This window comes from Mannheimia cairinae (genome assembly GCF_028649535.1).
In the GTDB taxonomy this organism is placed as follows: domain Bacteria; phylum Pseudomonadota; class Gammaproteobacteria; order Enterobacterales; family Pasteurellaceae; genus Mannheimia; species Mannheimia cairinae.
Genome location: NZ_JAQSJE010000003.1, coordinates 107,890 through 119,833 on the forward strand (window position 1 = coordinate 107,890; position 11,944 = coordinate 119,833).

An 11,944-nucleotide genomic window follows, 5' to 3' on the forward strand; every position below is an offset into this window, starting at 1 on the left:
AATGATATTATGTTTAGAACTCTCTTTTTAATGCTTTTATTATTAGCTGGATTGGTTTCAGGCCCCTATTTAGCGGGCAATCAAGGTTATGTCAGAATTGAAACAGCAACAACTGTGATTGAAATGAGTATTGTGATGCTCGTTGTATTCTTTGTAATTGCAATGGCAGTCGTTTATTTACTCGAATGGTTTGTGACAAAAATTTGCCGTATGAGTAGTGGTGCATATAATTGGTTCTCAAATCGTAAACACAAAAAAGCTCAGCAAGAAACACTTGAGGGCTTGATGCGTATGAGCGAGGGCAATTACTCGAAAGCAGAGAAGTTATTTAGCAAAAATGCCAAACACGCTGATGAACCAATTCTTAACTTGATTAAAGCAGCAGAAGCCGCTCAGCAAAAAGGTGATGATTTAGCCGCTAATAAATATTTGATTAAAGCTGCTGAAATTGCAGGCCCAAATAATGTTGCGGTAGAACTTTCTCGCACAAAAATTTTAGTTCAACAAGGAAAATTACCAGCAGCTCGTACAGCTATTGATAGTTTATTAGAACTTTCGCCACATAATGATGAAGTGTTACGCTTAGCGATTCAAATTTATAAAGAGTCGAAAGCTTATGTCGCTTTAGATCGTTTACTGACAGAAATCGGACAACGTAGCTTCTTAACTTCTCAAGAGTATGCAGATTTAGAACATTTTGTTGATGATGGTTTACAAGATGAACGCTTACAAGAAGAAGGACAAGAGGGCTTACTGACCTGGTGGGAAAATCAGCCAAGCCGTCGTCGCAAATCGGTATATAGTCGAGTTGGTGTGATTAAACGTTTAATTGATAGTGATGATCACCAATCAGCTGAAGAAATTTCGCTTGAAACATTGAAAAAATTTGAAGATGAACAATTACAAGGGTTATTTATCCAGCTAACACGTTTACAAATTGATTCGGATAGTAAATTACTTAAAGTGCTTGCGAAACGTGCAGAAAAAGCAAATGTTAAATATACCGATGACTATGCAAGAGCTTTAGGTTACATTTATACTCGTAATGGAGAATATGAGAAAGCAAAAGCTCAATTTGAATTGCTACTAGAACACGATGAATGTGTTGCAGATGACAGAATTATGGCTCTGCATGTGGCGGAGCAAACAAATGATCTTATTCTTGCAAACCGCATTCGTGAAGAAAATTTAAAACAGGTCAAAATGGATGTGCTACCTAAAGCAGATGAAGTTTTAGCATTACCTGAAAATGTAAATGCGACTAAAACAGCATAACTATGGAATAAAATAGCAGGTGTTTCCTGCTATTTTTTTATCTATTTATAAGGAGTTGTTATGAAATTATATGTTTATGATCATTGCCCATTTTGCGTTAGAGCAAAAATGATATTTGGTTTAAAAGATCTGCCTGTTGAGATACTCACTATTGCTAATGATGACGAAAAAACACCTATTAGCTTGGTTGGTAAAAAAGTTGTCCCTATTTTAGTTAAAGAAGATGGCACAGCAATGCCTGAAAGTTTGGATATTGTACGCTATATTGATACAAATTACGGTAGCCCAATTATCGCAGAAACAATTCGACCAGAAATAGAACAATGGGTGAGCGAGCTTGGAAAAATATATAATCATCTGCTTCTTCCTCGTTTTGTGAAGTTAGATTTAGATGAATTTAAACAACCTAGTGCAATAGATTATTTTGTAGAAAAGAAAACAGAATATATTGGTAACTTTGATCAGAATCTAGCAAAATCAGCTAAATATATACAAGCTATTGAGCCGATATTAGCTAAATTGTCAGGATTGATAAAATCAGATACCGCATTGAATGGGCAGTTATCAGTGGAAGATATTATTGTTTTTCCTATGTTAAGAAACCTTACTTGTGTGAAAGATATTGAGTTTCCGGCTGAGGTACTAAATTATCTAATGAAAATGTCTGAATTGAGTAAAGTAAACTTATACTTTACTCAAGCTATTTAATGATGTGAATAAAAGGGAAATAAAAATGTCCTTTTATTTCAACAAATAATAGTAATATTTCCAATCAAAATATTGCCCCGGGTCGATTTTTCGCTCAGGGGCAATATGACAATGCCCAGCTATTCGCTCATTTAAAATTTGAGGATAATGTTTCTGAAGAGCTTTTGTTAGTTTAGCTAAGGTTTGGTATTGTGCTTCAGTAAAAGATTGATTATTACTGCCTTCCAGTTCAATGCCAATCGAATATTCATTGCATTTATATCTTCCCTCAAAACAAGAAATGCCAGCGTGCCAGGCCATATCATTAAAATTGACATATTGAATCACTTCGCCTTGTCGGTTAATTAGACAGTGAGCAGATACTCTTAAATCCTTAATTTCGTCAAAATATGGATGAATAGTTGGATCTAAAGTTCCTTGAAAAAATTGGTCAATGAAATCGCCTCCGAATTCTTCTGGCGGTAAACTAATATAGTGAATTACCAAAAGCGAAATATCATTTTCTTTCGGGCGAGGGCTAAAATGAGGAGATGGCACTTGCTTTTGATTGATTAAGCAACCGTTTTCAATTTTAAATTTTTGCATAGTCTAAAGAAGGTTAATACGGTAAAATAATGCCTATTTTACTAGAAAAGAGAAGATTATGCTCAGTTATCGCCACAGTTTCCACGCAGGAAATCACGCTGATGTGCTTAAACACATCGTCCAGCTTTTAATTTTACAATCCTTAAAACAAAAAGATAAAGGTTTCCTCTATTTAGACACCCATTCAGGAGTAGGACGTTACAGCCTTTTTAGTGCGGAGTCGGAAAAAACAAGCGAATATTTAGAGGGAGTTTCTCGTTTATGGGAACGGGAAGACTTACCAGAAGAAATTGCTTTTTATATTGATGAACTCAAAAAAATCAACCGTAGCGGAAAATTGAAATATTATGCTGGTTCGCCTTTATTGGCGGTTCAACAACTTCGAGATCAAGACCGAGCTATTCTGACAGAATTACACCCAAATGATTACCCATTACTTCGCCAAGAATTTGCGAAAGTTCAAAATGTGCAAACCAAGCGTGAAAATGGTTTTCAACAATTAAAATCAGCTTTGCCACCAAAAGAGCGTCGTGGTTTTGTGCTGATTGACCCTCCTTATGAATTAAAAGAAGATTATGAATTGGTCGTCAAAGCGATTGAAGAAGGCTATAAACGCTTTGCTACAGGTATTTATGCCATTTGGTATCCGGTGGTATTACGTCAGCATACAAAACGTATTGTCAGAGGCTTACAAGAAACAGGCATTCGTAAGATTCTGCAAATTGAGCTTGCAGTTCGCCCTGATTGCGACCAGCGAGGAATGACTGCAAGTGGAATGATTGTGATCAACCCGCCTTGGCAACTAGAATCGCAAATGAAGAAAATTCTGCCTTATTTAACGAAAGTGCTTGTGCCAGAAGGAACAGGCTCTTGGACGGTAGATTGGATTACACCGGAGTAGGTTTCATTAATAATGAAAAGAAAGTTCTTTTACTGGTTAATTCAAGTTACTTGTGGGGTTTTTGTTGTTGCAAGTAATATCTGGCTTAGTCTTGCTCTTTGGGTGCATAAGCCTTTAGGCAACATAATGACTTCACTCATTATTATTTCTTGGTGCTTATTAACTTGTAGTTTAATTGGATTTTATATTAAACGGGTTATTTTTAGCCGAAAAACAGACATCTTTATTTATACATCTTGCCTATCTATAGGATTGCTTTGGTTTTTTAGTATGGAAGCTAAAAATGATAGAAATTGGGATTTGGAAGTTGCCAAAGTAATGACCTATCAACAAGATGGTAATACCATTCGTTTAGATAATGTAAGAAATTTCCATTGGCGGAATTTGCGAGATTATGATGTTATTTGGGAAAGCCGGTATTACGACCTAGATAAGATAGAAAGCTTTGATTTAATCTTATCTGATTGGGGATTAAAGAAAATTGTACATACAATGGTTAGTTTCGGATTTAGTAATGGAAAGCGAATCAGTTTTTCTATTGAAATTCGTAAAGAAGAAAATGAACGATTTTCTGCAATAGGTGGTTTTTTCCGCCAGTTTGAATTAGGTTTTGTGGCCGGAGATGAGCTAGATTTACTTTATACTCGAACGAATATACGAGGGGAAGATGTTTATATTTACCCTGTTAAATTATCAAAAAAAGCGATGCAGGAACTGTTTCTTTTGTATATAGAGAAAGGGCAAAAGTTATCAGAAAACCCAAGTTGGTATAATACATTAATGAGTAATTGTACTACCCTAATTTTTGATATGATGGCGAAAATTGAAGCAATTCCTCTTGATTATAGGGGAGTAATGTCAGGGCTTTTACCTGAGTATTTATACGATAAAGAAGTACTAGATAATAAATACAGTCTATCACAATGGCGAGATATGGCTCATGCTAATCCAAAAGTTGTTGGTTTTACGAACTTATCGGAAGAGGCCAATGCCACTTATTCTCAGCTTATTAGAAAAGGGTTTCCGTCTTCTAGTCAGTAATATAGCCCCTTATTTGTGTAAGGTTGAGATATATTACAAAACTTTCATAAAAAATGACCGCTTGTATCTAAAAAGGGAAATCAAAATGCAACAATACAAACACGACTTTATTGAATTTGCGTTAAGCCGTAATGTGCTGAAATTTGGCGAATTTACGCTAAAATCTGGACGAATCAGCCCTTATTTTTTTAATGCGGGCTTATTTAATACCGGACGTGATTTAGCTAAATTAGGCGAATATTACGCAAAAGCGATTCAAGCCTCAAATATTGACTATGATGTGTTATTCGGACCTGCTTATAAAGGAATCCCGATTGCCACAACGGTGGCGGTTGCTCTTGCTAATCAATTTGATGTAGATAAACCTTGTTGTTTTAATCGTAAAGAAGCAAAAGATCACGGCGAAGGTGGGAATTTAATCGGCTCACCATTGAAAGGCAAAATTTTATTGGTGGACGATGTAATCACAGCAGGCACTGCTATTCGTGAATCAATGGAAATTATCAACGCTAATAATGCAGAACTTGCAGGTGTGCTGATTGCCCTTAACCGTAAAGAAAAAGGTAAAGGGGAGCTTTCTGCCATCCAAGAAGTAGAGCGTGATTATGGTTGCCAAGTATTCTCTATTGTTGATTTTGATGATTTACTTACATTTATCGAAAAATCGGAACAATACGCCCCATTTTTACCGAAAATGCGTGAATATCGTGAAAAATATGGTGTGGAGTAAATGAAAATTTTTCATTTTAAAATACGATAAATTTCATCCTGTTTTTAGTGAATTTGCCTTGTTCATATTTTTGAATTCACTTAGGATAAATAGAGAGATAAAAATTACTATTTGGAGAAATTATGGCAAACAAAACATTACCTTTTCACGCAGATACAGTAGGTTCTTATTTACGTTCAGATGCTTGGAAAAAAGCTCACGAAGATTACAAGGCTGGCAGAATCTCACTTGAAGCTCGAGATGAAATTGTAGAAGAAGAAGTCAAAAAATTGGTACAAGCTCAATTAGACGCTGGTATTCAAGTGGTAACAGATGGCGAATATCACCGCTCTTGGTGGCATATTGATTTCTTAGAAAATCTAAACGGTATTGAAGGCTATGTGCCGGAAAAAGCTTATGCTTTTAAGGGGGTAGAAGTTCGCCCTTATAATACCCGTTGTTGCGGTAAAGTTTCTTGGAACCCAAACCACCCATTTATTGAGCATTTCAAAAAATTTAATGCGATTGTTGATGGGCGTGCAGTTGCGAAATTTACTATTCCTAGCCCTAACCAACTAATGTACCCAATTCAATGGGATCACGGCATTTATGCAACTCGTGAAGAATTTGCAAAAGATGTGCAACAAGCTTACAAAGAAGCAATTAAAGCCTTTTATGATGCCGGTTGCCGTTATTTACAAATTGATGATGTGTATTGGGGTTCTCTCTGTAATAACTTTGAACAACCTTCATTTGAGGCGGATAAAGCCCAAGCGGTAGCTAATATCCAAGCTATTTTAGCGGATAAACCAGAAGATCTTACCATTACCACCCACGTTTGCCGTGGTAACTATAAATCATCTTATTTATTAACAGGGGCTTATGATCCAATCGCAGATGGTTTATTTGCACAAACAAATTATGATGGTTATTTCTTAGAATATGATGATGAGCGTTCAGGTGGTTTTGAAGCGTTAAAACATTTTGCTAATAATAAAGGACGAGTGGTACTAGGTTTAATTAGTTCTAAATTCCCTGAGCTAGAAGATAAAGAAGCAATTAAAGCCCGTATCCGTGAAGCCGCACAATATGTGCCACTAGAGCAGCTTTGCTTAAGCCCGCAATGTGGTTTTGCCTCAACGGAAGAAGGCAATATTATGAGTGAAGCTCAGCAATGGGCAAAAGTTCGCCACGTTGAAGAGATCGTTAAAGAAGTTTGGGGTGAAGATTAATCACGCTGACAAAATGCCCGCAACAAGCGGGCATTTTTCTTAGCATTTTTGCAAGTTATTTAATACGTTCAAAGCCTTGCTCTAAATCAGTAATTAAGTCTTCTACTGCTTCTAATCCAATATGAACTCTAATAAGAGTACCAGTCAGTTTACGCTCGATAGCAGGGCGAATTTTAGCTATCTCTTCAGGCTGGCTAGCTAAAATTAGCGATTCAAAACCTCCCCAAGAATATGCCATAGAGAATAGTTCAAAATGCTCTAAAAAGTTAGCGAGTTTTTCATCCGATAATTTTTCGCAAAGTTCAAAAGAAAATAGACCGCTTGAGCCTAAAAAATCTCGTTTAAAAAACACATTGCCAGGGCAACTTGTAAGTGCTGGGTGGTAAACTGCTTTTACTTCAGGGCGTTCGGAAAGCCATTGTGCAATAGCAATACTACTTTGTTCGTGTTGTTTTAAGCGAATGCCTAAGGTACGCAAGCCTCTGGCGGTTGTGTAGGCTGAATCTGCATCAACCATCTGGCCCATTAGATATGAACCTTCACGAAGCTGATCCCAACAGCGAGCATTAGAAACGGCCGTGCCAATCATCACATCAGAATGCCCGACTAAATATTTTGTACCAGCCTGAATTGAAATATCAATACCATACTCAAGTGCAGGGAAAAGTACCCCCGCAGACCAAGTATTGTCTATCATAATTACAATATCTGGGTTTACTTCACGAGCAGCTTTAACCAGTGCTGGAATATCTGGTACTTCCATTGTCAGTGAGCTAGGTGATTCTAAAAATAAAACTTTTGTATTGGGTTGAACTAAATCACGCAAACCTTCACCAATCATCGGATCGTAATAGGTGGTTGATATTCCCATACGTTTTAATAAAACATTGCAGAAGTCTTGTGTTGGCTCATAAGCTGCACCCGTCATTAAAACGTGATCGCCTTGTTGTACAAAGGCTAAAATTGCGTTAGTAACAGCCGCAGCTCCACAAGGGTAGAGATAACAACCTACACCACCTTCTAATTCGCACATAGCCTCTTGCAAAGAGAAGTGCGTAAGTGTACCTCGGCGACCATAAAATAAAGCACCTTTATAGCGGTTACGAGTGGCATTTTTTTTATCTTCAAGGGTTTCAAATACTAGCGATGAGGCACGTTGAATCACGCTACTTACTGCACCTTGAGTGTAGCGTTTTTTACGACCAGTGTGGACAAGTTTGGTGGAAAGATTCTTATAGTTCGACATTATTTTTCCTTATAATAAAAAAACAAGCGGTAAGATTTTGTAAAAATTTTGCAAAATCTTACCGCTTGAAAGAGATTATCTAAACATTAAGCGATTTTTAGGTGTGCTACGTTTAAATTGGCTGATTAATACAATGATGGCAAAAATAAGATAAATTGCAAATGTAAAAATCAACCATTGTGCCATTGAGAGACCTAACATTTCCCACTGACTTTCGCTACAGTTTACTGGGCCTGGTGCAAAAACATCGGGTAACCATTTATCTAATGGTAAGGTTTGAGGAAAATCAACTTTGAATTCACACTGATTCCAAGGTGATGGATTAACTTGGTAATCGTGATGTTTTAATGAAAGTGAGAAACCTTTAAAAGCACTCCCTAACCAGATTAGGATAGCAAACCAACGTAAAATAGCATAACGATTGCCCATAAAGCCAAGAATAGCGGCAAATAAAATACCAAATAGAGCAACACGTTCATAAATACACATTACACAAGGAACCAACCCCATACCGTGTTGAAAATAGAGAGCAACACCTTCGAGTATGATACTGCTTAACATTAGTAAAAACCAAGCACCACGAGAAAGAGACAGATTTTTAAAATAATAGAGCATTGTGATTCCTCATTTTGGATAACTACGGCATTTTACCTTATTTAATGCGACTTATCTATTGTTAGCGTATAACGAACCATCCCCAATTAATCATTAATTCCGTAAATTTAGGTAATAAAAACTCTAAAGATAAGAACCCGATAATAGAAAGCACAATGGTGTAAGGCAAAGCCATATAAACCATTCTTCCATAAGATAATTTAATTAATGGTGCAAATGATGATGTTAGTAAGAATAAGAAAGCAGCTTGACCATTCGGTGTTGCTACTGATGGTAAATTGGTACCAGTATTAATAGCAACTGCAATTAAATCAAACTGTTCCCGTCCAATAATATTTGAGGTTAAAGCTGTTTTGGCTTCGTTAATATAAACAGTACCCACAAATACATTATCGGAAATCATTGATAGTAAACCATTAAAGATGTAGAACAATGAAAGTTGTGAATGTGGTTCAGACGACAATACAAAGCTGATAATTGGTTGGAAAAGTTTTAAGTCAATAATAACAGCTACAATAGAGAAAAAGACGATTAATAAAGCGGTAAAAGGCATTGATTCTTGGAAGGCTTTTCCTAGAGCGTGTTCTTCAGTAATACCACAGAAAGCCGTGCAGATAATAATAATTGTTAAACCGATAATACCCACATCAGCAAGATGTAAAGCTAAGCCAATAATTAGCCAGATGCCCGCTAGAGATTGTGCTAACATTTTAAGTCTATCTTGCGTTGTCATTTTTTGTTCTTGTAATTGATTATAACGAGCAAGTACAACCCATACTTTACGAGGCAATCTATCACCATAACCAAAAATTTTATATTTTTCTACAATAAGACAAGTCGCAATACCGCATATTAACACTGGTAAACTAACTGGCAGAACACGTAATAAAAACTCTAAAAATCCCCATTCTGCTTGTGAAGCAATAATTAAGTTTTGCGGTTCGCCAACCATTGTCATTACACCACCGAGTGCAGAACCTACACCTGCGTGCATTAACAGGCTGCGTAAAAATCCTCGAAATTGCTCTAAAATCTCTTTATGCGTTAAAATTTTTTCATCATTTGCAATATCTGTGGAATCATCAAAACTACTGCCTGAAGCAACTTTATGATAAACACCATAAAAACCTGTACCGACGCTAATAATTACAGCAATAACGGTTAGAGCATCTAGAAAAGCAGATAAAAAAGCAGCACTTAAACAGAAAGAGAGAGATAAGATTTTTTTAGAATGGATAGTGATAAGTAATTTAGTGAAAATATAAAGCAATAATTGCTTCATAAAATAAATACCCGCTACCATAAACATCAGTAGAAGAATAACATCAAAATTAGCGATAATTTCTTCTTTAATATGATGAGGATGAGTCATTCCCATAATGACCGCCTCAATCGCTAATAACCCACCGGGTTGTAAAGGGTAGCATTTTAAAGCCATAGAAAGTGTAAATATGAATTCAGCGACTAATGTCCAACCTGCAGCGAAAGGGCTAATGAAAAAATAGATGAGAGGGTTAATCATTAAAAATGCAATAATACACAGTTTATACCATTCAGGACTTTTACCTAAAAAGTTTTTAAAAAGAGCATCAACGTTACTCATATAAGACCTCAAAAAATTGTAGATTAATAATGTAATTGTAATATAGTTTAGATTAAAGGATAATAGTTGCTATTAGATTTTTTAGCTATAATAATTGATTATAAATGAAGAATAGTTTGGTTGTGATTTTACACCTAAACTTTATTATTTTTTGGGGGAAGAATGGATCAAAATGATATTCTAAAGGCACAAAGCCCAGCAGGACTTGCAGAGGAATACATCGTAAAAAGTATTTGGAATAATCATTTTCCAGCAGGTTCAGATCTTCCTGCCGAACGTGAACTTGCAGAGCGTATTGGGGTAACAAGAACAACCTTACGTGAGGTTTTACAACGCTTAGCTCGAGAAGGGTGGCTGAATATTCAACACGGAAAGCCAACAAGAGTGAATAATATTTGGGAAACAGCAGGGCCAAATATTATTGGCACTATTATTAAATTAGATAAGAATTATTTACCCGTTATTATTGCTAATGTTGTGTCATTACGCACTCGTATGGCAGAAGCTTATATTCCAGAAGCTATCCATTTAGTACCAGATGAATGCGTTAAATTATTTTCTGGTTTAGATGAACTAGAAAACACAGCCGAAGCTTATGCCGCATTTGATTATCAACTTTTTAGACAGTTTACATTTTTAGCAAATAAGCCCGTGTATGCATTGATTTTAAATAGTTTTAAAGCAATGTATCATCAAGTGGCAGAAATCTTTTTTGCTGATGCAAATAACCGTTTGCTAACTCTTAGTTTCTATCGTTCACTGCTTGCAGCTTGTATTGCAAAAGATAGTGAAAAAGCAACCGCTTGTATGGCTAAAAATCGCCAATCAAGTGGTGAAATTTGGCGGAAACTATCTGCAAATCTTCCAGATAGTTTTGGCGAACTTTAAAAAGGCACCATTTTGAACGAAATTATTTTTAATTTAGAACCGCAAGATAATCTCCGCTTACAATCACTTTGCGGTGCTTTTGATGAGCATTTAGCACTTATTGAGAAAAGTTTTAATCTTATTATTGCTCGCCAAGGATTTAATTTTACTATTCAATCCGCTGATGAAAATCATTATTCCGGCACACTTATTCAAAATAGTGTGAAATTAATTAAGCAGCTTTATAACGAAACTGCACCGATTAAGGGCAAAATTAAAGAACTAGATTTAGAAGATATTCATCTTGCGATTCAAGAAAGCCGAATGTTGCTACAAAACCAATGGCAATCTTCAACTCAGCACGATATTTCAATAAAGACTAAACGGGGCGTGATTAAACCTCGAGGTGAACACCAACAAGCTTATTTACGTAATATCCTTACGCACGATATTAGTTTTGGTATTGGGCCTGCAGGTACTGGGAAAACCTTTTTAGCAGTTGCAGCAGCCGTAGAGTCACTTGAAAGACAAGAAATTCGCCGAATTTTACTGACTCGACCAGCAGTAGAAGCAGGGGAGAAATTAGGATTTTTACCTGGTGATTTAGGGCAAAAAATTGAGCCTTATTTACGCCCACTATACGATGCCTTATTTGAAATGTTAGGGTTTGAAAAAGCACAAAAATTAATGGAAAGAGGTGTGATTGAAATTGCCCCTCTAGCCTATATGCGCGGGCGAACATTAAATGATGCCTTTATTATTTTAGATGAAAGCCAAAACACAACAACAGAACAGATGAAAATGTTCTTAACCCGTATTGGTTTTAATTCTAAGGCGGTGATTACTGGCGATGTAACCCAGGTAGATTTACCCCGTAGCCAGAAATCAGGCTTAAAACATGCAATGGAAGTACTAAAAGAAGTGCCTGAGTTAAGCTTTAACTTTTTTGATAGCAAAGATATTGTCCGACATCCTGTCGTCGCTAAGATCGTACAAGCTTACGATGTTTGGGAGGCGTTAGATGAACAGAGAAAAGAACAACGAAAATTAGAAAAGTTAGCTTTAGAACAAGAAAAGATTTTAGCCCAAGCTGAAACATTATAGTTCAAATAGTTAAAAGACAAGCGGTTAAATTTGCAAAATAAATTACAAATTTAACCGC

General features: G+C 36.2%; 12 protein-coding genes. 8 read left to right on the plus strand and 4 right to left on the minus strand.

The window, feature by feature from the left end; genetic code table 11:
* Positions 1-9: 9 nt before the first annotated feature.
* The gene (locus tag PTQ27_RS04215; RefSeq protein ID WP_273747930.1) at positions 10-1,275 is read left to right on the plus strand and encodes a heme biosynthesis protein HemY; all 1,266 of its coding nucleotides are present in this window, start codon (positions 10-12) and stop codon (positions 1,273-1,275) included.
* Between the two features lie 60 nt (positions 1,276-1,335).
* Positions 1,336-1,983 carry a glutaredoxin 2 gene (grxB, locus tag PTQ27_RS04220; protein WP_273747929.1) on the plus strand — a complete coding sequence of 216 codons (648 nt, stop codon included), beginning with the start codon at positions 1,336-1,338 and terminating at the stop codon, positions 1,981-1,983.
* Between the two features lie 33 nt (positions 1,984-2,016).
* Here the strand turns inward: grxB and ampD are convergent, their stop codons facing one another.
* Positions 2,017-2,568: a 1,6-anhydro-N-acetylmuramyl-L-alanine amidase AmpD gene (ampD, locus tag PTQ27_RS04225; protein WP_273747928.1), complete on the minus strand. Its 552-nt coding sequence runs from the start codon at positions 2,566-2,568 to the stop codon at positions 2,017-2,019.
* 58 nt (positions 2,569-2,626) lie between these two features.
* Between ampD and PTQ27_RS04230 the strand changes: the two genes are divergently transcribed.
* From PTQ27_RS04230 to PTQ27_RS04245, 4 genes are all read left to right on the plus strand, one after another.
* Positions 2,627-3,469 carry a 23S rRNA (adenine(2030)-N(6))-methyltransferase RlmJ gene (locus tag PTQ27_RS04230; RefSeq protein WP_273747927.1) on the plus strand — a complete coding sequence of 281 codons (843 nt, stop codon included), beginning with the start codon at positions 2,627-2,629 and terminating at the stop codon, positions 3,467-3,469.
* 12 nt (positions 3,470-3,481) lie between these two features.
* Entirely contained in the window at positions 3,482-4,510 is a 1,029-nt protein-coding gene (locus PTQ27_RS04235) for an Lnb N-terminal periplasmic domain-containing protein (RefSeq protein ID WP_273747926.1), read from the plus strand.
* Positions 4,511-4,595: 85 nt separating this feature from the next.
* Positions 4,596-5,240: an orotate phosphoribosyltransferase gene (gene pyrE, locus PTQ27_RS04240; protein WP_273747925.1), complete on the plus strand. Its 645-nt coding sequence runs from the start codon at positions 4,596-4,598 to the stop codon at positions 5,238-5,240.
* A 122-nt stretch (positions 5,241-5,362) separates the two neighbouring features.
* Complete coding sequence (locus PTQ27_RS04245) at positions 5,363-6,451, plus strand: 5-methyltetrahydropteroyltriglutamate--homocysteine S-methyltransferase (RefSeq protein WP_273747924.1); 1,089 nt, start codon at positions 5,363-5,365, stop codon at positions 6,449-6,451.
* 55 nt (positions 6,452-6,506) lie between these two features.
* Here PTQ27_RS04245 and metC read toward each other — a convergent pair whose 3' ends face one another.
* From metC to nhaB, 3 genes are all read right to left on the minus strand, one after another.
* Positions 6,507-7,697: a cystathionine beta-lyase gene (gene metC / locus PTQ27_RS04250; RefSeq protein ID WP_273747923.1), complete on the minus strand. Its 1,191-nt coding sequence runs from the start codon at positions 7,695-7,697 to the stop codon at positions 6,507-6,509.
* A 75-nt stretch (positions 7,698-7,772) separates the two neighbouring features.
* Positions 7,773-8,312, minus strand: coding sequence for a disulfide bond formation protein DsbB (gene dsbB, locus PTQ27_RS04255; RefSeq protein ID WP_273747922.1), 540 nt, complete (start codon positions 8,310-8,312; stop codon positions 7,773-7,775).
* Positions 8,313-8,373: 61 nt separating this feature from the next.
* The gene (nhaB, locus tag PTQ27_RS04260) at positions 8,374-9,915 is read right to left on the minus strand and encodes a sodium/proton antiporter NhaB (protein ID WP_273747921.1); all 1,542 of its coding nucleotides are present in this window, start codon (positions 9,913-9,915) and stop codon (positions 8,374-8,376) included.
* 162 nt (positions 9,916-10,077) lie between these two features.
* Here nhaB and fadR point away from each other — a divergent pair, with 162 nt between their 5' ends.
* Both fadR and PTQ27_RS04270 read left to right on the plus strand, forming a co-directional pair.
* Positions 10,078-10,803 carry a fatty acid metabolism transcriptional regulator FadR gene (gene fadR / locus PTQ27_RS04265; protein WP_273747920.1) on the plus strand — a complete coding sequence of 242 codons (726 nt, stop codon included), beginning with the start codon at positions 10,078-10,080 and terminating at the stop codon, positions 10,801-10,803.
* A gap of 12 nt (positions 10,804-10,815) precedes the next feature.
* Complete coding sequence (locus PTQ27_RS04270; protein ID WP_273747919.1) at positions 10,816-11,886, plus strand: PhoH family protein; 1,071 nt, start codon at positions 10,816-10,818, stop codon at positions 11,884-11,886.
* The last annotated feature ends 58 nt before the right edge of the window (positions 11,887-11,944 follow it).

What these genes read in the sequence shown, in the direction of transcription:
- PTQ27_RS04215 (WP_273747930.1), top strand. Translation starts at nt 10, where the DNA reads ATGTTTAGAACTCTCTTTTTAATGCTTTTATTATTAGCTGGATTGGTT.
- grxB (WP_273747929.1), top strand. Translation starts at nt 1,336, where the DNA reads ATGAAATTATATGTTTATGATCATTGCCCATTTTGCGTTAGAGCAAAA.
- ampD (WP_273747928.1), bottom strand. Translation starts at nt 2,568, where the DNA reads ATGCAAAAATTTAAAATTGAAAACGGTTGCTTAATCAATCAAAAGCAA.
- PTQ27_RS04230 (WP_273747927.1), top strand. Translation starts at nt 2,627, where the DNA reads ATGCTCAGTTATCGCCACAGTTTCCACGCAGGAAATCACGCTGATGTG.
- PTQ27_RS04235 (WP_273747926.1), top strand. Translation starts at nt 3,482, where the DNA reads ATGAAAAGAAAGTTCTTTTACTGGTTAATTCAAGTTACTTGTGGGGTT.
- pyrE (WP_273747925.1), top strand. Translation starts at nt 4,596, where the DNA reads ATGCAACAATACAAACACGACTTTATTGAATTTGCGTTAAGCCGTAAT.
- PTQ27_RS04245 (WP_273747924.1), top strand. Translation starts at nt 5,363, where the DNA reads ATGGCAAACAAAACATTACCTTTTCACGCAGATACAGTAGGTTCTTAT.
- metC (WP_273747923.1), bottom strand. Translation starts at nt 7,697, where the DNA reads ATGTCGAACTATAAGAATCTTTCCACCAAACTTGTCCACACTGGTCGT.
- dsbB (WP_273747922.1), bottom strand. Translation starts at nt 8,312, where the DNA reads ATGCTCTATTATTTTAAAAATCTGTCTCTTTCTCGTGGTGCTTGGTTT.
- nhaB (WP_273747921.1), bottom strand. Translation starts at nt 9,915, where the DNA reads ATGAGTAACGTTGATGCTCTTTTTAAAAACTTTTTAGGTAAAAGTCCT.
- fadR (WP_273747920.1), top strand. Translation starts at nt 10,078, where the DNA reads ATGGATCAAAATGATATTCTAAAGGCACAAAGCCCAGCAGGACTTGCA.